The sequence below is a fragment of the Streptomyces viridochromogenes genome (assembly GCF_001270495.1).
GTDB lineage: Bacteria > Actinomycetota > Actinomycetes > Streptomycetales > Streptomycetaceae > Streptomyces > Streptomyces viridochromogenes_A.
Map to the genome: position 1 here is coordinate 70237 of NZ_LGUR01000014.1, position 21094 is coordinate 91330.

The window sequence follows — 21094 nt, forward strand, 5'->3', positions numbered from 1 at the left end:
ACTTGGCCTGACCGCGTCTGGTGCGGTGTGCGGTTAGCGCCGCCTAGGCACATTCTGCGCTTATTTCGTCTTTATGTGTAGAGCTCGTCGGGTTCATGACGATGTAAGTGGGGTGGGCCTTCGGAAGTCGCCGCGGTGGCCCGCGGATCGTCCGTGTCCGACGCCCAGGCGCGGGCTGGTGGCGAAACCTGGCCGGAGTTTCACGAAACAGCAGGTCAGATGCCAGGTAAAGGGGACTCAGGTGGCGCAATGATTCGGTATCACCACGGGGCGGAAACCGTCGGTATGGTCGCCGCAGGCCAGTCGAACGAACCCGCGAGCACACCGCGCCGCTCGCCGCAGCCCGCCGTCGGCGACTGCCTGCCGACCGGGCGCGGCAGCTCGCGGACCTGCTGCGGCACCTCGTCCTGACCGGGGTTTCCCGGGGGCACCCTGCCTCACGAGGACGTCCTCGCGGCCGACTACCAGGTGTCGCGCAGCACCGTCCGGCACGCACTGGACCTGCTGCGTGCCGAGCAGCTCGTCGAGCGGCTGCCTGGCGTCGGGACCGTCGTCGTCGCCGAGAAGTACAGGCAGTACACGACGTATCAGGGTGAGCTGCCCTACGACCAGCTCGCCGAGGCCCACGAGCTGATCCACCGCCCACTGCGCAACCCCGACGGCCCAGGTGCGCAAGAGCCCGACCGGAGCGATGGAGTTCACGGCGCGACCCGTCGCCCCTACCTCGTTCCCGTCACGGAGTTCAGCCCCCTCGGTGGCGACTCGCGCCACCTGGGCGAGGTGCATCCGCTGCCGACGGCCACAGCGGGGCGCCGAGAGGAGCCGCCGGCGGCGGCCGGGGACACCGCGCGTGAGGTGTGGGTCGGTGTGGCGCGCGGTTTCGCCGCCCTGGCTCGGCACATCGACCTGGACCGGGCCGTGGAGGCGGGCGAAGGCGCGTCGGTCGCCCTGAGTCGTCTGATCCACGACCCGGACGTCAGCCCCAGGACTGGTACGAGCCGCGGCCCTGGAGGCCCTGGGTGTCCTCGGCGTCCCCGACGTACTCCTCGCCACCGTCACGGCGGCGCTCACCGACCCGGCCCGGCAGGTCCGTGCGGGCGCCACGACCGCCCTCGGCGGGGCCGCGTCGGACCACGGCGTGCCCTCTCTCGCCGGGTTGCCGGGGGACGCCGACGCCGACGTGCGCAAGGCCGCCGTACTCGGCCTGTTGCGCCATGTGCGTACGACGGCGCCCGTACGGCACTGGCGACGGCGGTCGACGACCCGGACGCCGACGTCCGTGCGGGCGCGGGCGACCACCCCCCGGCCGGAGGGAGGCGGCGCCTGCTCCCTCAACTTCCGCAACCGGCTTTGAGGTTGGTTGGTCTGCACCATTGACTGGTACAGACCAAAGCGGTTGAGTGTGTCTCCACACCCCCCACCACGGCCGCCCCCACGCCGTGGCCGACCCCGTCGGCGCGTGCGCTCAAGGCTCTGCTTCGCCCTGCCCTTGTCCGGGTGCGGCCGTGCTCCGCAAAGGAGTTGATCCTGTGTCGAGGCGCCGCATAGCCGCACTGCTGTCCGCACTCGCCCTGGGCAGCGCCGCGCTCGTGCTCCAGCCGGCCCCGAGCGCGTCCGCCGCCGGCTTCGTCGTCAGCGAGTCGCAGTTCAACCAGATGTTCCCGAACCGGAATCCCTTCTACACGTACAGCGGCCTCACCGCCGCCCTCAGCGCCTACCCCGGCTTCGCCAACACCGGCAGCGACACGGTGAAGAAGCAGGAGGCGGCCGCCTTCCTCGCCAACGTCAACCACGAGACCGGCGGCCTGGTCCACATCGTCGAGCAGAACCAGGCCAACTACCCCCACTACTGCGACCGCAGCCAGCCGTACGGCTGCCCCGCCGGCCAGGCCGCCTACTACGGACGCGGCCCCATCCAGCTCAGCTGGAACTTCAACTACAAGGCGGCGGGCGACGCTCTCGGCATGGATCTGCTGGGCAACCCCTGGCGGGTGCAGAACGAGGCGGCCGTCGCCTGGAAGACCGGCCTGTGGTACTGGAACACCCAGAACGGCCCCGGCACCATGACCCCGCACAACGCCATGGTCAACCAGGCCGGCTTCGGCCAGACCATCCGCAGCATCAACGGCTCCCTGGAGTGCGACGGCAAGAACCCGGCCCAGGTGCAGAGCCGGGTGAACGCCTACCAGCGCTTCACACAGATCCTCGGCGTCTCCCCGGGCGGCAACCTGTACTGCTGAGACCTGCTGCCGCCCGCCGGTGCCCGCAGGCGTGTGCGAGACTCCGCCGATGACCTCCGAAACGATCACCGCGAAGGCCGCGGGCACCTGCGCATTCGGCGATCTGTCCGTGAGCCGCGTCGGCTTCGGCGCGATGCGGCTGACGGGCAGCGCCGCCTTCCACCACGGGACGCCGAGCGACCGGGACCGCTCGATCGCCGTCCTGCGCAAGGCGGTCGAGCTGGGCGTCGACCACATCGACACGGCCGCCTTCTACTTCTCCGCGCTCCGTTCCGCCAACGAACTCATCAACACCGCGCTGGCGCCGTACCCCGACGACCTGGTCATCGCCACCAAGGTCGGCCCCTACCGCGAGTACGACGGCGACTGGGGCACGTCGGCCCGCCCCGACCAACTCCGCGGCCACGTCGAGGAGAACCTGCGCCAGCTCGGCCGCGATCACCTGGACCTCGTGTACCTGCGCCGCATGCGGCAGGACTCCATCGCCGAGCACTTCGGCGCGCTGGCCGAGCTGCGCGAGGCGGGCCTGGTCCGGCACCTCGGCATCTCCGCCGTGGAGCCACGGCATCTCGCCGAGGCGCAGGCCATCGCGCCCGTGGTGAGCGTGCAGAACCGGTACGCGCTCGACCGGCCCGATCCCGAGGCCGACGAACTCCTGCGCCGCTGCGGCGAACAGGGCATCGCCTTCGTGCCGTTCTACGCCGTGGCCGGCGACACGGGGGAGCGGGGCGCGACCACCGCCCACGACGACGAGGTCCTCGCGGTCGCCCGTGCGCACGGCGTCAGCCCCGCCCAGGTGCGCATCGCCTGGACCCTGCACCAGGGCCCGAACGTCGTCGCCATCCCCGGCACCGGCGACCCCGACCACCTGGCCGAGAACGTGGCCGCGGGCGCCCTCCGCCTGACCGGCGACGAGCTGGCCCGGCTCGACTCGGCGCGGCGGCGCACCGGTTGAGCCGAGCCACCCGGTCACTGCTCGCCTGGTCAGCCCGTGGAACCGGTCACCGGATAGTGGTCTGAGAGGTTCGTGTACGTGTAGTCCGTCCCCCAGCTCGACACCGTCCAGGGCGCGCTCCGCTCCTTGACGACCTCGTTCTTCCAGACCATGGGACGCGCGTGACCCGCGCGGTGCAGGACGTAGTCCAGGTCCTCGCGCGGGTCGTCGGGGTAGCGGTCGCGGGCTATGGAGTTGTCCTGCGTGTCGAAGGAGTACGCGTGCCCGGTGCGTGCGTCGGCCCCCACCAGTGCGCCGTCGGCGAGCATCGAGGCGTACTCGGACGTGCGCGAGTCGACGTTCAGGTCACCGGCGACCACGACCTGCTCGCCCGCCGGGATGTTCCTGGCGTCGAGGAACGCGTCGATCGTCCTGAACTGCCGGCTGCGCATCGCTGCGGCCTCACCGGCGGCACAGCCCGGGTCGGTCGACTGGGCGTGCGTGCCGACGACGTGCACCTTGCTGCCGTTCACGTTCAACACCACATACGCGAAGCCCTTGTTGGACCACCAGTCGGCCCCGCACGCGTCCTTGAACACGTACTGCTCCTTGCGCAGCACCGGCCACCTGCTGAGGATCGCGACCCCGCCGTCCTCGGGTGTCGTCGCCGAGTACGCGCCGCCGGTGGCGTCCCAGCCGCTCCTGGTCCGCCCCACCACCGGCGTCTGATGGGGATACTCGCCCGCCACCGCGGCCTTCAGCGCGTCCGACGACGCGTTGTCGAACGCCTCCTGCACCACCACGACATCGTTCCCGCGGAAGAAGGGCGCCTTCGCGATCTCCGCGGCCCGGTGGTCCTGGCCCCAGTTCGGGTACAGGGTCCGGCTGAAGAGGAAGACGTTGTACGACAGCACCCGCAGCGGCGGCGGTGCCTGCTCCGCGGCCGCGGCGGTGGGGGCCGCACCCGCGAGCCCGGTGGTGGCGAGCGCGAGGGCGAGCAGGGCCGCGCCCTGGGTGCGGGGCGGTGGGAAGAGCGTCACTGGGTCTCCCTGAGGGTGAGGGGCTGAGTGGCGCCGCACATCAAACCACCGGCGATTACTCCCAGGTAACTCCCGTGCGTGAAAAGAATGTCGGGCAGCGGTACGCCCGGCTCAGACCACCCACGCCCCGTCCCGCAGGAGATACCGGCCGCGCATCTCGTGCTCGCCGTTCCGCGCCTGCACCACGCGCGGACGCACCCGGAAGTAGACGTAGGGGGCCTTGTCCGCCCGGGGGTCCCAGCCGGTCTTCGCGAGGAACGCCTCGGCCGCGGCGTCGGGCACCTCGTCGGCGTCGTACATCTCCGCGTCGCCGTCGACGAGGACGACGTCCAGGGTGTCCCCGAGTGCCAGCCGGGCCCGCCCGCCGTCGCGCAGGTTCCGACCGGTCGGGGTGGCCGGCCGCGTCGCCAGCCACAGGCACTCGTCGTGCCACACGAACCAGAGCGGAACCAGGCACGGCAGCCCGTCGGTGCCGGCCGTGGCCACCCAGACGTCCATCTCCTTCTCCAGCCGGTCCAGGAGATCGCGCTTGCGCTGCTCGGGGGCACGGGGCGGCTTTGTGATCTTCATGGGCGGGACGGTATCGGGGGAGCGGGCGGTGCGGATCGGGCCAGGGGCCCGCCTCGGCTCGGGCCTGGGGCCTAGGTCCGCGGGCCCGGTTCGGGATCCCTCTCGTGAGCGACTGGCGTCCGTGACGTTTTACGTATAACCTCTCCCGTCAATCGCACCTCTCGGAAGGCCCCGATGCGACACATCGCCCTGGTCACCCTCGTCGTCGACGACCACGACGAGGCGATCCGCTTCTACACCGAAGCCCTCGGCTTCCGGCTCGTCGAGGACACCCCGCGTCCGGACGGATCGCGCTGGGTGGTCGTCGCGGCCGGCGATCAGGGCACCGCACTGCTGCTGGCCCGGGCCAAGGGCGACGAGCAGCGTGCCCGGGTGGGCGACCAGACCGGCGGGCGGGTCGGGTTCTTCCTGCACACCGACGACTTCACCCGTGATCACGCCCGGATGCTCGCCGCGGGCGTGACCTTCCTGGAGGAGCCCCGGCACGAGCCGTACGGCTCGGTCGCCGTCTTCCAGGACCTCTACGGCAACCGCTGGGACCTGCTCCAGCCCGCCGGCTGACCCTCTCTCCCCCTCCGAACCGCCCCGCTCCAGGCTCAAGGAAAGACCTCGCCATGACTGCTACGCGCGTAGACGCCGAAACGATCCGCCGCCTCCCCAAGGCCGTCCTGCACGACCACCTCGACGGCGGCCTGCGCCCCGCCACCGTGGTGGAGCTCGCGGCCGAGGTCGGCCACACCCTGCCCACCACCGACCCGGACGAGCTCGCCGCCTGGTACTTCGAGGCCGCGAACTCCGGCGACCTGGTCCGCTACATAGCCACCTTCGAGCACACCCTCGCCGTGATGCAGTCCCGCGAGGGCCTGCTGCGCACCGCCGAGGAGTACGTCCTCGACCTGGCCGCCGACGGCGTCGTCTACGGCGAGGTGCGCTACGCCCCCGAGCTGAACACCAACGGCGGGCTGACCCTCGCCGAGGTCGTCGAGACCGTCCAGGAGGGGCTCGCCGCCGGTATGGCGAAGGCCGCGGCCGCCGGAACTCCGGTGCGCGTCGGCACGCTGCTGTGCGGGATGCGGATGTTCGACCGGGTGCGCGAGGCCGCCGACCTCGCCGTGGCCTTCCGGGACGCCGGTGTCGTCGGCTTCGACATCGCCGGCGCCGAGGCGGGCTTCCCCGCGGCCGACCACCTGGACGCCTTCGAGCACCTGCGCCGCGAGAGCGTGCCGTTCACCATCCACGCCGGTGAGGCCGACGGCCTGTCCAGCATCCACCAGGCCCTCCAGGTCTGCGGCGCCCAGCGCCTCGGCCACGGTGTGCGGATCACCGACGACATCGTGGACGGCAAGCTCGGCCGCCTCGCCGGCTGGGTGCGCGACCGCCGTGTCGCGCTGGAGATGTGCCCGACGTCCAACCTCCAGACCGGGGCCGCCACCTCCATCGCCGAGCACCCGATCACCGCGCTGAAGGACCTCGGCTTCCGCGTCACCCTCAACACCGACAACCGGCTGGTGTCGGGCACGACGATGACCCGCGAGATGTCGCTGCTGGTCGAGGAGGCCGGCTGGACGGTCGAGGACCTGCGCACCGTCACGGTGAACGCCCTGAAGAGCGCGTTCATCCCGTTCGACGAGCGCAAGGCCCTCATCGAGAACGTCGTCCTCCCGGGCTACGCGCTCTGAAGCAGCCCACGCACATAGGCGGCCTGTCCGACGTGCTGAAGATCGTCGGACAGGACGCTGACCAGCCGTACCCCCAGGGTGACCGGCGGATCCCAGCGCTCGTCCACAACGCGCTCCAGATCCTTGGCGGCCACCTCGCGCAGGGCCCCCAGGGACTGGGCGTGCACGGCGTCGTAGTAGCCGGTCAGCAGGTCGCCCGAGTCGACCCGCACCTTGGCGACCTTCGCGGCGGTATGGCCGTAGCCGGTGTCGTGGCGCGGCAGGTCGAGGCCGAAGGTCTTCTGGAAGTCCTGGGTCAGCCAGACCTGGTCGAGACCGAAGGCGTCGGCGATGTGGTCGTCCTGGACGCGGGTGAGATGCCAGACCAGCCAGGCGATGGAGTTGGCGTCGGGGGAGGGGCGGGCGTGCAGGGCTTCGGGGTCGAGGTCCTGGACGGCGGCGTGGACTTCTTCCTGGATGCGGTTGAATCCGTCGATGAGGATGTCCTTGGCATGCATGGCTCCACCATCGCGCACCCGTCCGTCACGCGCCTTCCGTCTCGAGCAGCGCCATGAGGGCCCGCGCCGCCGGGCTCGTGGCCTGCGGGGGCGGCAGCAGGGCGACCGTCTCGTAGACGGTCTCGCCGGTGCCCTTGACGGGCAATGCGGTCAGTGAGCTTCGCTTGTGCCGGAAATGGCGCGGTACGACGGCCACGCCGAGGTCCTCGTCCACCAGGTCCAGGAGGCTGTGCACGTCGTTGACCTCCAGGGCGACGGTCCGCCGTACGCCCGCCGCCGCGAAGACGGCGTCGGTGGTGCGGCGCGGCCCCCAGTCCGGGTGGAAGTCCACGAAGACCTCGCCGCCCAGCTCCTCCGGAGTGACGGCGGCGCCGGCCGCCGCGAGCCGGTGGCTGGGGTGACACAGGACGGTCATCGGCTCGCCCGTGAGCGGTACGACCCGCAGCTGATCGGTGTCCTCCTGCGCGGCCCGCACGGCGAAGGCCAGATCGAGGCGTCCGGCCGCGACCTCCTCCGCGAGCGCGCCCGAACCCGCCTGGCGAAGGCAGATCTCCACGTCCGGATGCTGCCGCCGGAAGGCCGCGAGCAGCCCCGCCACATGCACCCCCGCGATGCACTGCTCGGACCCCAGCGCCAGTATCCCGCGCAGCACGCCCTGTACGGCGGCCACCGCCTCGTGGGCGGCCCGCACCTGCGCGAGGATCCGTTCCGCCTCGCACAGCAGCGCGCGCCCGGCCGGGGTGAGCGTCACCCGGCGGGTCGTCCGCACGAACAGCGGGGTCTGCAACTCCCGCTCCAGCGCCCGGATCGAGGCCGACAGGCCCGACTGGGACACCATCAGGCGTTCGGCCGCCCTGGTGAAGTGCTGGTCCTCGGCGACCGCCACGAAGTGCTGGAGATGGCGCAGTTCCATGATTGAGCAGCGTAGCCGCTGAATCCCATCTGATTTACCTGTTGGACCACTGCCCGCAGGTCGCGACAGAGTGGAGGGCGACTGAACACCGGTTCCTCGGAGCCGGCCTTCGTGTGCCAACCCCTCTGGAGTCGCGTTGTACACCGCACACACCGACCGCTACGCGGACATGCCCTACCGGCGCACCGGACGCAGCGGCCTCAAGCTCCCGGCGCTGTCCCTCGGCCTGTGGCACAACTTCGGCCCGGCCGACCGCTCGGTCGAGCACCAGCGGGCCATCCTGCGCCGCGCCTTCGACCTCGGCGTCACCCACTTCGACCTGGCCAACAACTACGGCCCGCCGCCCGGGGCCGCCGAGTCGGCGTTCGGCGAGGCGCTGAAGGCGGACTTCGCGCCGTACCGCGACGAGCTGATCATCTCCACCAAGGCCGGCTATCTGATGTGGCCCGGCCCGTACGGCGAGTGGGGCTCGCGCAAGTACCTGCTGTCCTCGCTCGACCAGAGCCTGAAGCGGATGGGCCTGGACTACGTCGACATCTTCTACTCGCACCGACCCGACCCTGACACTCCGCTGGAGGAGACGATGGGCGCCCTGCACTCGGCGGTGCAGCAGGGCAAGGCGCTGTACGTGGGCATCTCCAACTACTCGGCCGAGCAGACCCGGGAGGCCGCCCGCATCCTGGGCGAGCTGGGCACCCCGCTGCTCATCCACCAGCCGGCCTACTCGATGCTGAACCGCCGCCCCGAGGAGGAGGGGCTCCTCGACGCCCTGGACGAGCTGGAGGTCGGCTCGATCGTCTTCTCCCCGCTGGCGCAGGGCCAGCTGACCTCCCGCTACCTCGGCGGCATCCCGCAGGACTCGCGGGCCGCGAGCGGCAGTCCGTTCCTGAACGCCGACGCGATCACCGAGGAACTGCTGGGCAAGCTGCGCGCCCTGAACGAGATCGCCGAGTCCCGTGGCCAGACCCTGGCCCAGCTGGCCCTGGCCTGGGTTCTGCGCGGCGGCCGGGTGACCTCGGCGCTCGTCGGTGCGAGCAGCGCGCAGCAGATCGAGGACAGCGTCGCCGCCACCCGCAACCTGGCCTTCGACGCGGAGGAACTGGACCGGATCGACGCGATCCTCAAGGGCTGAGCCGCTCCGTCAGCCGCACGGTCACCGAGTCGCCCTCCTGCTTCCCGACGGCCTTGCGCACCTCGGCCTTGACGGGAAGCTTGTGGGTGCCGTCTCCGAGGGCCATGAACGAACTCTGGAACGGATGTCCGTCGACGGTCCCCCGGACCTTGACCAGTCCACGGGTACCGAAGAAGTCGACGGACTCCGGCCAGACGACATAGGTCCAGCCGCCCTCACTGGGGCTCTTGAGCAGGACGGCGGTGAATTCCGCGTCCACTTTCCCGCTCGTGGTCATGGTGTTCTCCGTTCGCGGCGGTCTCTTACGGCCTTCACGGGGCAGACCGCCGCGAGGCACCGAACTCATCGCTCACGTCTCGGCGGGCACCCGGTCCAGGAACCCCAGGACGGACATGATCTGTCCCTCGGCGTCCAGTGTGATCACGTCGGACCTTGCGACCGGAGCCGTTCCGTCGGCCTCCCGCACGAGTTCCCAGGCGAAGCGCGCCGTGTCGTGGTGGCCGTCCACGGATCCGGTCCGCCGGAAGCCGAACCCTTGGAACCGCGCCTGCGCCGCCGCGACGACGGCCACGATCCCCTCGTAGCCGCGGACGTCCGCGAGGGGGTCGGTGTAGCCGCCCTGCGGGGCCCACGCGAGGGCGACCGCCCGGGCCAGCGCCTCGGGCTCGCGGGTGTTCCAGGCCTCGAAGTAGCGGGCGACGGCGATGTCGTATCGGTCGGTGGATGCGGGCATGGGGAATCAGCCTCCAACGAGGTCGTCACTGCTGGTCGGAACCGGGATCCGCGCGCGGCGACCCGGTGCCCGCAACGATTCCCGCCCGCCGTGGAAAGCTCGATTACTCCCGGGGTAATGGCCCGGCCGCACCTCGGCTTGACGCCTGCTCGACGTCCCGCTCGACGCACGCTTGGCGTGCACCCGCCGTATTTCGGCCAACACGGGCTGTGAATATGCCAGGAGACTGGCCGGAAAGTCGTGGTGACAGTGTTTCAGTAGTGAACATACTCGACTACGAGGGTGCCTCACATGGGGCGACGGCTCCCTCACGCACCGCTCACGAGCCGCATGGAAAGCGAGGACCGCCGACAGGCGAAAACGGCAACACGGGGGAGGCTACGTGCACGACGAGTTCCTGTGCCATGTCACCGCATACGGCGTCTGCGGCGGCCGGCGCATAGGCGTACCTCTGGGAACCTACCGGGCACCCACCCTGGCCTTGGCGCTGTGGTGGTTACGGGACCGGGCCTCCTGGATCGCCGAGCGATTAGACCCGCGACCGGACGCCGAGCACTTCCCGCCGAGTGCGCTCGTCCCGGTCGCCGACAATGTGCCCGACGTGCCTGCCGTGCTGCGCGCCTGGTGCGGTGACGTGAGCCGACAGGAACTGGTCGCCGACGAGTTGGCGGCGGGGCGGATGGTGCGGATCGCCGTGAGCGACGAGACCACCGAGTACGAACTGCTCGCCGAGTCGGTGGACGCCCTGCGGATGCAGCGGACCCTCCCGATCCTGGTGGTGCCCGTGGCCTGACCCCGGGGCAGGCAGGCATATACAGGGGCAGATCGATAGAATCAGGGCATGGCGGAGCGACCGGCCGCACCGACTGCGCCCGTACTCGTCCTGGAGACCGAGTCGGGATCCACCGTGATGACCCCGGGCCGTGACTACCGCGTCGGACGTGATCCCCTCAGCGACATCGTCATCGACGACGCCCGTGTCTCCTGGCATCACGCGGTGCTGCGCCCCGACGCCGACCACTGGACCCTCGAGGACGAGAACAGCACCAACGGCACCTACACCGACGGCCGACGCATCCACGAGTGGGACGTAGGCCCCGGAACCGTCATCCGCTTCGGCAACCCGTCCGACGGCCCCCGCGTGCTGCTGCTGGACCGCAGCCCCCCGGGCGGAGCGCCGGAACGGCCCTCGGCGGTCTCCATGCCCGGTCTGACGGGCACGTTCCGCCGGCCCACCACCGTCCGGCCGCTGCCCGCCCGCGCCGTCCGCATCGGTCGCGCCGCCGACAACGACCTGGTCGTCGAGGACCTGACCGTCTCCCGCCGCCACGCCGAGCTGCGCGCCCTGCCCGACGGGACCTACGAGATCACCGACCTGGGCAGTCACAACGGGACCTACCTGAACGGCAGTTCCGTCACCAGCGCCCTGGTCGGCCCCGGAGACGTACTCGGCATCGGCCACTCCGCGTTCTGCCTGGTCGGGGACCAGATGCAGGAGTACGTCGACACCGGCGAGATCTCCCTGGAGGTGCAGGACCTCGCGGTCGCCGTCGACCACGGCCGCAGGCTTCTCCTCGACAACGTCTCCTTCCCGGTGGGGGAGAAGTGCCTGCTCGCCGTCGTCGGCCCGAGCGGCGCCGGGAAGTCCACGCTGCTGAACGCCCTCACCGGCCGGCGCCCAGCCGACCACGGCACCGTGCTCTACGACGGCCGCGACCTCTACCGGGACTACGCCGAGCTGCGTCAGCGCATCGGCCTGGTCCCGCGGGACGACATCCTGCACGCCCGGCTCACCGCCCGCCGCGCCCTGTCCTACGCCGCCGAACTGCGCTTTCCCCAGGACACCGCCAAGGCCGAGCGCCTGGCCCGGGTCGACGAGGTCCTCCACGAGCTGGGTCTGGAACAGTGCGCCGACCAGCCCGTGCACAGCCTGTCCGGCGACCGGCGCAAGCGCGCCGGCGTCGCCCTGGAACTGCTGACCAGGCCGTCGCTGCTGTTCCTCGACGAACCGACCTCCGGCCTCGCCCCCGGCATGGACCGCTCGGTGATGCAGATGCTGCGCGGCCTCGCCGACGGCGGCCGCACCGTCATCGTCGTCACCGACAGCCTGCTCAGCCTCGACATCTGCGACCGGCTCCTCGTCCTCGCCCCAGGGGGACGGATCGCCTACTACGGCCCGCCCGGGGAGACCCTGCTCTTCTTCGGCTTCGAGCACTGGCCGCAGGCCCTCGAGGCATTGGAGGGCGACCAGGAGCGGGACTGGGCAGGCGACTACCGCGCCTCCCTCTTCCACCGGCAGTACGTCGCCGACGCCGCCGGGCAGCCCCGGCAGCCCCGCACCGGCCCGGTCCTCATCACCCGGCCGCCCCGGCCGCGCGGCCGTCGCGCCCAGCTCGGCACCCTGATCCGCCGCTGTGCCGCGGTGCTCGGCGCCGACCGCGCCTTCCTCGCCGTCGTGATCGCCCTGCCGCTCGTGACGGGGGTGATGGCCCGCGCCCTGGCGGGCGGCAGGCTCACCCAGGGCAAGGCGACCAGCACGCTGCTGATCCTGTGCGTCGGCGGCGTCCTCGCGGGCGCGGCGAACGCCGTGCGCGAACTCGTCAGGGAGCGCGTCATCTACCGGCGCGAGCGGGCCGTCGGCCTGTCCAGGTCGGCGTACGTGCTGTCCAAGGTGGTGGTCCTGGGGACGATCACCGTGCTCCAGGCGGTCGTCCTGACCCTGGTCGCGCTGCTCGGCGTCGACCTCGACGCCCCCGGCGGCGAAGGCGTGTCGATGCCGCCCCTCGTCGAGATCACCGTCGCCGTCGCGCTGCTGGCCGTCACGGCGATGATGCTCGGCCTGGTCGTCTCCGCGCTGGTGCCCAAGGAGGAGGTGACCATGCCGCTGCTGGTGCTGCTCGCCCTCGTCCAAGTGGTCTTCTGCGGCGCCCTGCTGAAGCTCGACGACGTCCCCGGTCTGGAGCAGCTGTCCTGGCTGGTGCCCTCGCGGTGGGCGTTCGCCGCGATGGCCGGCACCGTCGACCTGGCCCGGATCGCGCCCGGCGACCTGACCGGCGATCCGCTGTTCGAGCACTCGGCGGGCGTGTGGCTGTTCAACGTGGCCATGCTGGTCGTGCTCTCCGTGGTCTTCGGCCACCTCGTCCCCCGGCTGCTGCGCCGGCGCGAAGCCGTCGTGATGCGGAAGTAGGCGCCGACGATGACCTCCCTCGGCTTCCGGCCCACCCACGTCGTCCCCCAGCGCGGCATGCCCGCCTGGGAGGAGCCCGACCCCGCCCGGCCCACCGTGTCCCTCGACGCGTTCCTGCCGGTCCAGCTCGTCGAACGGCGGGGTGACTGGGGGCACGTCCTGTGCGCCAACGGCTGGTCGGCCTGGGTCGACGGCCGCTTCCTGGTCGCCGTACCCCAGGACCCGCCCACCGCCGACGGCGACCCGGTCACCCGCACGGCCGACCCGCGCCCGCTGCTCACCCAGGTCGAACGGGTGCTGGCCGACTACCGGTCCGTGGTGGAGGAGCTGGCGTCCGGCGGCCTGGACGGCGAGTCCTTCCGCACCCGCACCTCGGGGCTGCGGATCGGGGTGGTCGTCGACGGGGAGTCCATGTGGCTGTACGACGCCGAGCACGGGCGGTGGGAGTACGTGGACGGCACGCAACTGAGCACCTACGCCACGGACGACGGCCCCCGCGCCGCCGCGGCCGATCCCGGCCATGCCCCGACCCGGGTCGTGACACCCGATGGTCCGTGACACGAGCCTCTTCTCCGGTCGGCCCTCCGAGCTGATCGGCCGCCAGGTCGCGGGCTACCGCATCGAGCGCGAGATCGGCCGCGGCGGCATGGCCGTGGTCTACCGGGCGAAGGACCTGCACCTGCACCGCACCGTCGCGCTGAAGCTCCTCGCCCCCGAACTCGCCCGCAACGACACCTTCCGCCGCCGCTTCACCCACGAGTCCCGGACGGCCGCCGCGATCGACCATCCGCACATCGTGCCGGTCTTCGAGGCGGGCGAGACGGACGGCGTCCTGTACATCGCGATGCGCTACGTCGCCGGCAGCGATCTGCGCCATCTCCTGGACAGCCAGGGCCCGCTGACACCCGCGACGGCCGTCCGCATCGCCTCACAGGTGGCCTCCGCCCTCGACGCGGCACACGAGCACGGCCTGGTCCACCGGGATGTGAAACCCGGCAACATCCTCGTCGCCCGCGGCACCGACAGCGACCACCCCGAGCACGCCTACCTCACCGACTTCGGCCTGACGAAGAAGTCACTGTCCCTGACCGGCCTCACGACCGTCGGCCAGTTCGTCGGCACGCTCGACTACGTGTCCCCCGAGCAGATCTCGGGAAAGCCGGTCGACGCACGCTGCGACGTCTACGGCTTCGCCTGCGTGATCTACGAATGCCTGACGGGCCACCCGCCGTTCCGCCGCGACGAGGACATGGCCCTGCTGTGGGCCCACCAGTACGACGAGCCGCCGCCCTTGACCGAGGAGCGCCCGGACCTGGCCCCGCCCGTCGACGCCGTGTTCGCCCGCGCGCTGGCCAAGAGCCCGGACGACCGTCAGGACTCCTGTCTCGGTTTCGTCGCCGACCTGCGCGCCGCCATGACCGGTGGTCCGGCGGCCGGCCGCCCGGCGACACAAGTCGACCACGAGGTCGTAGGCCCCCCGCAAGAGCCCGCCAAGGACATACCTAAGCCCCCGCCAGGCTGGGCCCAGCCGGTCTTCCGGCAGTGAACGGCGTCCCGATCGCCCTGTGCCACGGACCTCTGTTCAGCCTCGCGCGCGCACCGCGACCTCGCCCCGGTGCCGCAGCCGCCGCGCCGGCAGGCCGCCGAGGAAGCCGGTGACCAGCCCCCACAGCAGTGCGAAACCGACGGCGCTCCACACCTGCGGCCTCAGGAACAGTTCGCCACCGAGGTCCCCGCCCAGGTCACCGATCCCCAGGACCGACAGGCCGTAGTGGGCGGAGGTCCGGGCGAGGAGGCAGATCATCAGCACCGTGAGGGCGAGCGCGACCGCCATGTGCACGCCGTGCTGCCAGGCGCGCATCCGGGCGGGTGAACGCCTCGCCATCACGAACGCGGCGGCCAGGAGCAGGACCGCGTCGACGGCGACCAGCCACCACACCCGGCCGTCGTGCTCGGCGAGGCTGCCCAGATCCAGCTCGGCGACGTCACGGCCACGCAGCACCTCGTCGAGCAGATGCGGCATGGGCAGCCCGAACGTCCCGTCCACCCGGCCGTCCCAGGTGGCGCCGAGCCCGATCGTGAGGGCGAGCCACACCAGGTTGGGCAGGCCGAGCAGGATGACCGCCAGTGTCTCGGCCGGGTGCTCGCGGGTCGCCGCGACGACCAGACCGATGACCGCACCCAGCACGACACAGGCGAGCAGCAGCGCCACCATGGCGTACGCGGCCGGCCGCACCGACTCCTGGAAGCGCAGCAGCCGGCCCGGCAGCGGAGCCCCGCGCGAGACCAGCAGGGCCAGCACCAGCACGCCCGCCAGCCACAGCAGGCCGAAGAACACGGTCGCCGGGACGTCGGTCGTGAAGCCGACCTCGGGTGAGATGCCGAACAGGTCACCGAGATCGCCGAGCGCGTCCTCCCCGAGGTCGCCGAGGGAGAGGGAGAAGGTCTGGCGGGCGGAGAAGGACAGCGCTAGGAGCGCGACCAGCCACAGTACGGCGATCCTGGCGGCCCATCCGGCCAGCTCCCCGGCGCCGGCGACCGCCCGGTGCCGCAGCGGCCGCAGGAAACCGGCGGCCACGACGAGAGCGCCGGCGAGCGTGACGGACAGCGGGATCACGGTGAGCGCGGCGTCGGACTCGGCCAGCCCTCCGGCATTTCCCGAGAGCTCGATCGTGCCGCCGACCGCCGTGACCACGGTCGCCGCGACCACCCGCGGGAAGGCGTTGTCGGGGAGGTCCGCGGCTCCGGCCGCCCACAGGCCCAGCGCCGCCACCACTCCCATGGCGACCAGCCCGGCCAGCACCGTGACCAGAGCCTGCACCCAGCCATGGGCGGCCACGGCCGGACGGGAGGGGGCGTGCGCGCTCACTCTGCCCACGCTAAGCAGCGCCCCGGCGGCTCGCCTGCCGGAGGGGCCGTCCGCGTCGGCTTGCGGGCGGCGTGACACCGGAGCACAGAATGGGATAACTGCGCAAAGGTGATAGGAGTGGTAAAAGCGGCAAGTCGTAATGCCGGAGAACGCGGCAAGGGCGCAGAACGCGCCAGGGCAGAGAACGCAGCAAGGGCAGACAAGGGCAGAGAAGGCATAGGCGTCGTAGGCATTCCGTGCAGGGAATCCCGCAGGAATCCTGCGCCGGGAAGAAGGTCTCGTGAGCGTCGAACCTCCGTCGTCCGGCCGTCCCACAGGGCCGCCCTCGGGCCCCCTGTCGGGCCCGTCCCAGCCGCCCTCGGGTCCGCCCGCTCCGCCCCCGTCCGGCAGCGGAGCGGGAGCGCCGAGTCCTGAACCCCACCACCCCTGGTGGAAGTCCGTTCCCCGTATCGCGGTGCTCTCCACCGTGGTCGTGGCCGCCGTAATCCTCGCCGTCGTCCTCTCCCGCGGTGGCGGCGGCACCGGCGACACGGTGGGGGGAGAGGTCTTCCTCCAGTCCGCGGGCAGTACGGGCCCCGATCCCTTCACCGAGTCGACGGCCACGGACAGGTCCGGCCCGGACATCACCCCGACCCCGGCCACCGAGTCGGCGACGCCGTCGAACACCGTACGAGGCGTCGACGGCGGTGCGGCCGGCCTCTACAGCGGCAAGCGCAACGTCGCCAGCTGTGACGTGGAGAAGCAGGTCCAGAACTTCCAGGCGGCCCCGGAGAAGAACCGGGCGTTCGCGGCGGTCGCCCGCGTCGAGCCCTCCGACGTCCCCGCCTATCTGCGCTCGCTCACCCCCGTTCAGCTGCGCATGGACACCCGCGTCACCAACCACGGCTACCGCGAGGGCGCAGCCAACGGCTTCCAGGCCGTCCTCCAGTCCAGTACGGCGGTCCTCGTGGACGCCCATGGGGTGCCCCGGGTGCGCTGCGCCTGCGGTAACCCGCTGACCTCGCCGATCGCCCGGCAGGGCACGCTCAAGCAGACCGGTGACTCCTGGCCGTCGTACCGCTCCTCGAACGTCGTGGTGGTCATGCCCTCGACGAAGATCGTCAACGAGTTCGTCATCTACGACCACGACCGCGACGAGTGGATCGCCCGCCACCGTGGCGACGAGACCGACAAGGACAAGAAGACCAAGCGCCCGCCGAAGCCCTCCCCGTCGGTGAGCGTGTCGACGCCGACGGCACCGAGCTCCCCGACGTCGACCGCCCCGTCCACGCCGTCGTCGAAGGACGAGCCGTCGAAGGACAAGCCGTCGAAGGACGAGTCGTCGAAGGACGAGTCGTCGAAGGACGAGTCGACGAAGGACGAGTCGACGAAGGACGAGCCGTCGAAGGACGAGCCGACCAAGGACGAGTCGACGACGAAGCCCGAGTCGACGACGAAGCCCGAGTCGCCAGGGACCACCACGTCGTCCCAGCCGCCGCCGGAGGAGGAGACGACCACCGAGTCACAGTCGGGATCCGTGGACACGCGGACGTCGTCCCCCTCGCTGTGACGTACGGCGCCACCTGCACGGTGACTGCGCGGCTCCGCTCTGGGTACGAGGACTGGTGCAGCAGCGTCCGGCCAGTCCGGCTTCCGAGAGAGAAACGCATGATCGAGCACGTGGACGGGGCAGTGATTCCGACTGGTTTCGACGTGCCCGTGGAACCGCTACGGCGGGCGGCGCACTACAGCGGCGAACCGGGATGCATCGCCGAGGCACGGTCCTTCGCCGCGCTCTTCCTCGGCCGGCTCCGGACCGAGTGGTGCGCCACGATCGGGCAGCCCGCCGAGGACAAGGTCCTCCTCGTGGTCAGCGAGCTGGTCACCAACGCCGACCGGCACAGCAACGGCCCGTACATCCTGGACCTGGCGGGCACGGACGACGCGGTGACGGTCTGCGTGTACGACAGCAGCTCCGCCCTGCCCCGCCGCTACCCCAAGGATCCGGAACGGGTCGGCCGACACGGTCTGGAGATAGTGCACGCCCTTGCCGCGGAGGTCGCCGTGGAAAGGGTGCCGGTCGGCAAACTGGTGCGCGCGGTGCTGCCGCTGACCGACGCGTGACGGTCCGGGGCCGCGATTTCCCCCAGGGCGGAATGCCGATCCCTTCCCCTCGCGGGCCGCGCTCATAGGCTGGGAAAGTGAGCAATCAAGCGCCGAACGAAGCCCGCGTCATTCCCTTGCGCCCACCGGCCGCCCGCCCACCGGCCGCCCCCGCGGCCATGCCGCCCGGCCCCGCCGCACCGCCGGGCCCCGCGGCCAGGGAACCGCTGTTCCGCGACCTGATCGGCGACGTCCTGCGCCGCGAGCGGCTCGCCCAGGAGCGTACGCTCAAGGACGTGGCCGACGCGGCCCGGATCTCCATGCCGTACCTCTCGGAGGTCGAGCGCGGCCGCAAGGAGGCCTCCTCGGAGGTCCTCGCGGCCGCCGCCCACGCCCTCGGACTCGGTCTCGGCGACCTGCTGTCGCTGGCGCAGGGCGAGTTGGTCCGGCTCACCAGCCGCCACGTGCCGGGCGGCAGCCACGGCAGGGCCGGTGCGCGGTACGACGGGCTGTGCCTGGCGGCGTGAGGAAGCGCCGGCGCCTCAGACCCGCACGAGGCGCCGGCTCACCACCTCGTCGGCCAGCCCGTACGCCACCGCCTCCTCGGCGGTGAACACCTTGTCGCGATCCATGTCCGCGCGCAGCGTCGCGATGTCGTGGTGCGTGTGCCGGGCCAGCACCTCCTCGACCTGCGAGCGGATCCGGACCATCTCCTTGGCCTGGAGGGCGAGATCGGACACCACGCCCCGGCTGCCCCCGCTGGCGGGCTGACCGAGCAGCACCCGCGCGTGCTCCAGCACGAACCGCCGCCCGGGATCCCCTCCGGCCAGCAGTACGGCCGCCGTGGACGCCGCCTGGCCCACGCAGAACGTGGAGATCGGCGCCTGCACGTACGTCATCGTGTCGTAGATCGCCATGAGCGAAGTGAACGAGCCGCCGGGGGAGTTGATGTAGATCGCGACCTCGCTCTCCGGCGACGCCGACTCCAGATGGAGCAGTTGCGCGATGACGACGTTGGCGACGCCGTCGTCGATCTCCGTGCCGAGGAAGATGATCCGCTCCGACAGCAGCCGGCTGAACACGTCGTAGGACCGCTCGCCCTGCGGGGTGCGCTCGACGACGTTCGGAATCGTGTAGGTCCCCATGTCACAGCCCCATCCGTCGTCGGGAGGAAGCCGGGCGGACGTCCGCGAGGGACTCCACCACCCGGTCCACCATGCCGTACTCCCTGGCCTCCTCGGCCGTGAACCAGCGGTCGCGGTCACCGTCCCGGGAGATGGTCTCCGGACTCTGGCCGGTGTGCTCCGCGGTGATCCGCTCGATGGTCCTCTTGGTGAACTCCAGGTTCTCCGCCTGGATCTCGATGTCGGCGGTGGTGCCGCCGATGCCCGCCGACGGCTGGTGCATCATGATCCGCGCGTTCGGCAGCGCGTACCGCTTGCCCTCGGCGCCGACGCTGAGCAGGAACTGGCCCATGCTGGCCGCGAAGCCCATGGCGAGCGTCGAGACGTCGTTCGGGATCAGCCGCATCGTGTCGTAGATGGCGAGCCCCGCGTGCACCGAGCCGCCCGGGCTGTTGATGTACAGGGCGATGTCGGTGCGCGGGTCCTCCGCGGACAGGATCAGCAGCTGGGCGCAGACCCGGTTCGCGGAGACCTCGTCGACCTGGGTGCCCAGCAGGACGATGCGCTGCGCCAGCAGTTGGGACGCGAGCTGGTCGTCGAAGCGGGTGGGCGGGGTGTCGCCCTCCTCCGCCCGCGGAGCGAGGGTGCTGAGTGGTGTCATCGGTTCTCCTCGTCGTGTCGTGGATGCCGTCGACTCCACTCTCGACCGCGGACGAGGCCGGAACGACCCTTCTCTGCCCGTGGCAGATTCGCCACGGGCAGAGCGCCGGGTCAGCCCTTCTCGCGCAACTGCCGGAAGAACGCCCGTACGTCGTCCACCAGCAGGTCGGGCTCCTCCATCGCCGCGAAGTGCCCGCCCCGGTCGAGCTCCGTCCAGCGCACGATGTTCTCCGTACGGTCGGCCTTGTGGCGCAGCGGGATCTGCGGATCGCCGGGGAACGAGGCCACCGCGGTCGGGGCGGTCGAGGGCTCGTGCGGAGCGGCGATCCCCTCGCCCGTGGCGTGGGCGCGCTCGTAGTAGACCCGGGCGGACGAACCGGCCGTGCCGGTCAGCCAGTACAGCATCACGTTCGTGAGCATCAGATCCCGGTCGACGGCCTCCTCGGGCAGCCGCTCGGAGTCCGTCCACTCCTGGAACTTCTCGACGATCCAGGCGAGTTGGCCGACCGGCGAGTCCGTGAGCGCGTACGACAGGGTCTGCGGCCGGGTGGACTGCACATGGAAGTAGCCCGTCCCGTCGCGGAACCATTCGGTCCACCGGTGCCACGAGGTGAGCGTGCGCTCCCGTTCCCGCGGGCTCAGCGCCTCCAGTTCCTCGGGGGTCGGCTCGGTGGCCGCCTGCGCGCCGGGCAGCAGATTGAGGTGGATGCCGATGGCCCGGTCCGGGTGGACGCGGCCCAGCTCGCGGGAGACGGCCGCGCCCCAGTCGCCGCCCTGGGCACCGAACCGCTGGTAGCCGAGGCGGGTCATCAGCTCGGCCCACGCGTCGGCGATCCGGCGCGCCTCCCAGCCGGCCTCCCGGGTGGGCCCGGAGAACCCGAAGCCGGGGATGCTCGGCAGCACGACGTGGAAGGCGTCGGCGGGGTCACCGCCGTGCGCCACGGGATCCGTCAACGGTCCGACGACATCGAGGAACTCGACGATCGAGCCCGGCCAGCCGTGCGTGACGATCAGCGGGGTGGCATCGGGCTCGGGGGAGCGGACATGGGCGAAGTGCACGTGCGCCCCGTCGATCTCGGTGGTGAAATGCGGCCACTCGTTCAGCCGCGCCTCGGCGGCCCGCCAGTCGTAGTCGTGCCGCCAGTACCGCACCAGCTCGCGCAGATACTCCGACGGAACGCCGTACGCCCACCCCACCCCGGGCAGTTCGTCGGGCCACCGCACGCCGTCGAGGCGCCGGTGGAGATCGTCCAGGTCGCTCTGCGGAATGTCGATACGGAAGGGCCGGATGCCGCTGTCGGCGGGCGAAGACGTCATGCCCGCGATGCTAGGCCGGAACCGTGTAGCGGCCATCCGCATTAACCGGCCACGCGACCGATGAGTTCCGGGGCGAGGATCGGTCGACAGAGGTGACAGCGTTCCGCACGCCCAGGA

At 71.4% G+C, this 21094-nt stretch carries 23 protein-coding genes and 1 pseudogene; 14 read left to right on the forward strand and 10 right to left on the reverse strand.

Annotated elements, in window-relative coordinates; all coding sequences use genetic code 11:
• Nucleotides 1-356: 356 nt before the first annotated feature.
• From ADK36_RS45775 to ADK36_RS04045, 4 genes and pseudogenes are all read left to right on the forward strand, one after another.
• Nucleotides 357-570 (forward strand): annotated as a pseudogene (locus ADK36_RS45775) (winged helix-turn-helix domain-containing protein); the annotation flags it as partial.
• Nucleotides 571-1015: 445 nt separating this feature from the next.
• Nucleotides 1016-1354: a HEAT repeat domain-containing protein gene (locus ADK36_RS47700; RefSeq protein WP_234329668.1), complete on the forward strand. Its 339-nt coding sequence runs from the start codon at nt 1016-1018 to the stop codon at nt 1352-1354.
• A 175-nt stretch (nt 1355-1529) separates the two neighbouring features.
• A complete protein-coding gene (locus tag ADK36_RS04040; RefSeq protein ID WP_048581992.1) occupies nt 1530-2240 on the forward strand; it encodes a chitinase in 711 nt (236 codons plus the stop codon).
• A 49-nt stretch (nt 2241-2289) separates the two neighbouring features.
• Nucleotides 2290-3195, forward strand: coding sequence for an aldo/keto reductase (locus ADK36_RS04045; RefSeq protein WP_048581991.1), 906 nt, complete (start codon nt 2290-2292; stop codon nt 3193-3195).
• A 29-nt stretch (nt 3196-3224) separates the two neighbouring features.
• Here the strand turns inward: ADK36_RS04045 and sph are convergent, their stop codons facing one another.
• On the reverse strand, nt 3225-4214 hold the full coding sequence (gene sph, locus ADK36_RS04050; RefSeq protein WP_053196412.1) for a sphingomyelin phosphodiesterase: 990 nt from the start codon (nt 4212-4214) through the stop codon (nt 3225-3227).
• Nucleotides 4215-4325: 111 nt separating this feature from the next.
• Nucleotides 4326-4784: a pyridoxamine 5'-phosphate oxidase family protein gene (locus ADK36_RS04055; RefSeq protein ID WP_053196414.1), complete on the reverse strand. Its 459-nt coding sequence runs from the start codon at nt 4782-4784 to the stop codon at nt 4326-4328.
• Between the two features lie 174 nt (nt 4785-4958).
• On the opposite strand from ADK36_RS04055, the gene ADK36_RS04060 reads away from it, so the two are divergent.
• Nucleotides 4959-5345, forward strand: coding sequence for a VOC family protein (locus ADK36_RS04060; protein ID WP_048581988.1), 387 nt, complete (start codon nt 4959-4961; stop codon nt 5343-5345).
• A 53-nt stretch (nt 5346-5398) separates the two neighbouring features.
• Entirely contained in the window at nt 5399-6463 is a 1065-nt protein-coding gene (locus ADK36_RS04065) for an adenosine deaminase (RefSeq protein ID WP_048581987.1), read from the forward strand.
• On the opposite strand, the gene ADK36_RS04070 is transcribed toward ADK36_RS04065, so the two are convergent.
• Both ADK36_RS04070 and ADK36_RS04075 read right to left on the reverse strand, forming a co-directional pair.
• Complete coding sequence (locus tag ADK36_RS04070; RefSeq protein WP_048581986.1) at nt 6451-6960, reverse strand: mycothiol transferase; 510 nt, start codon at nt 6958-6960, stop codon at nt 6451-6453. The genes ADK36_RS04065 and ADK36_RS04070 overlap by 13 nt on opposite strands.
• 25 nt (nt 6961-6985) lie before the next feature.
• Nucleotides 6986-7873, reverse strand: a complete 888-nt coding sequence (locus ADK36_RS04075; RefSeq protein ID WP_048581985.1) for a LysR substrate-binding domain-containing protein — start codon at nt 7871-7873, stop codon at nt 6986-6988.
• A 136-nt stretch (nt 7874-8009) separates the two neighbouring features.
• Here ADK36_RS04075 and mgrA point away from each other — a divergent pair, with 136 nt between their 5' ends.
• A complete protein-coding gene (gene mgrA / locus ADK36_RS04080; protein ID WP_048581984.1) occupies nt 8010-9005 on the forward strand; it encodes an L-glyceraldehyde 3-phosphate reductase in 996 nt (331 codons plus the stop codon).
• Here mgrA and ADK36_RS04085 read toward each other — a convergent pair.
• Together ADK36_RS04085 and ADK36_RS04090 are read right to left on the reverse strand one after the other, a co-directional pair.
• Nucleotides 8995-9282: a DUF1905 domain-containing protein gene (locus ADK36_RS04085; RefSeq protein WP_048581983.1), complete on the reverse strand. Its 288-nt coding sequence runs from the start codon at nt 9280-9282 to the stop codon at nt 8995-8997. The two genes, mgrA and ADK36_RS04085, sit on opposite strands and share 11 nt — an antisense overlap.
• A gap of 72 nt (nt 9283-9354) precedes the next feature.
• Entirely contained in the window at nt 9355-9738 is a 384-nt protein-coding gene (locus tag ADK36_RS04090) for a nuclear transport factor 2 family protein (RefSeq protein ID WP_048581982.1), read from the reverse strand.
• A gap of 382 nt (nt 9739-10120) precedes the next feature.
• Between ADK36_RS04090 and ADK36_RS04095 the strand changes: the two genes are divergently transcribed.
• From ADK36_RS04095 to ADK36_RS04110, 4 genes are read left to right on the forward strand one after another with little or no spacing between them, the layout of a single operon-like run.
• Complete coding sequence (locus ADK36_RS04095) at nt 10121-10531, forward strand: hypothetical protein (RefSeq protein WP_048581981.1); 411 nt, start codon at nt 10121-10123, stop codon at nt 10529-10531.
• 48 nt (nt 10532-10579) lie between these two features.
• Entirely contained in the window at nt 10580-12925 is a 2346-nt protein-coding gene (locus ADK36_RS04100; protein WP_048581980.1) for an FHA domain-containing protein, read from the forward strand.
• 9 nt (nt 12926-12934) lie between these two features.
• Nucleotides 12935-13483, forward strand: coding sequence for a hypothetical protein (locus ADK36_RS04105; protein ID WP_048581979.1), 549 nt, complete (start codon nt 12935-12937; stop codon nt 13481-13483).
• The gene (locus tag ADK36_RS04110) at nt 13473-14471 is read left to right on the forward strand and encodes a serine/threonine-protein kinase (protein WP_048581978.1); all 999 of its coding nucleotides are present in this window, start codon (nt 13473-13475) and stop codon (nt 14469-14471) included. Before ADK36_RS04105 ends, ADK36_RS04110 begins: the two co-directional genes overlap by 11 nt.
• 36 nt (nt 14472-14507) lie before the next feature.
• On the opposite strand, the gene ADK36_RS04115 is transcribed toward ADK36_RS04110, so the two are convergent.
• Complete coding sequence (locus ADK36_RS04115) at nt 14508-15794, reverse strand: streptophobe family protein (protein WP_048581977.1); 1287 nt, start codon at nt 15792-15794, stop codon at nt 14508-14510.
• A 280-nt stretch (nt 15795-16074) separates the two neighbouring features.
• Between ADK36_RS04115 and ADK36_RS04120 the strand changes: the two genes are divergently transcribed.
• The 3 genes from ADK36_RS04120 (at nt 16075) to ADK36_RS04130 (ending at nt 18403) form a co-directional block, all read left to right on the forward strand.
• Nucleotides 16075-17343, forward strand: coding sequence for a DUF6777 domain-containing protein (locus ADK36_RS04120; protein WP_159029171.1), 1269 nt, complete (start codon nt 16075-16077; stop codon nt 17341-17343).
• Nucleotides 17344-17441: 98 nt separating this feature from the next.
• Nucleotides 17442-17897 carry an ATP-binding protein gene (locus ADK36_RS04125; RefSeq protein WP_048581975.1) on the forward strand — a complete coding sequence of 152 codons (456 nt, stop codon included), beginning with the start codon at nt 17442-17444 and terminating at the stop codon, nt 17895-17897.
• A gap of 77 nt (nt 17898-17974) precedes the next feature.
• Entirely contained in the window at nt 17975-18403 is a 429-nt protein-coding gene (locus ADK36_RS04130; protein WP_048581974.1) for a helix-turn-helix domain-containing protein, read from the forward strand.
• A 15-nt stretch (nt 18404-18418) separates the two neighbouring features.
• Here the strand turns inward: ADK36_RS04130 and ADK36_RS04135 are convergent, their stop codons facing one another.
• From ADK36_RS04135 to ADK36_RS04145, 3 genes are all read right to left on the reverse strand, one after another.
• The gene (locus ADK36_RS04135; protein ID WP_048581973.1) at nt 18419-19021 is read right to left on the reverse strand and encodes a ClpP family protease; all 603 of its coding nucleotides are present in this window, start codon (nt 19019-19021) and stop codon (nt 18419-18421) included.
• Nucleotide 19022: 1 nt separating this feature from the next.
• Nucleotides 19023-19661: an ATP-dependent Clp protease proteolytic subunit gene (locus ADK36_RS04140; RefSeq protein ID WP_048581972.1), complete on the reverse strand. Its 639-nt coding sequence runs from the start codon at nt 19659-19661 to the stop codon at nt 19023-19025.
• A 110-nt stretch (nt 19662-19771) separates the two neighbouring features.
• Nucleotides 19772-20977, reverse strand: coding sequence for an epoxide hydrolase family protein (locus tag ADK36_RS04145; RefSeq protein ID WP_048581971.1), 1206 nt, complete (start codon nt 20975-20977; stop codon nt 19772-19774).
• Nucleotides 20978-21094 lie beyond the last annotated feature (117 nt).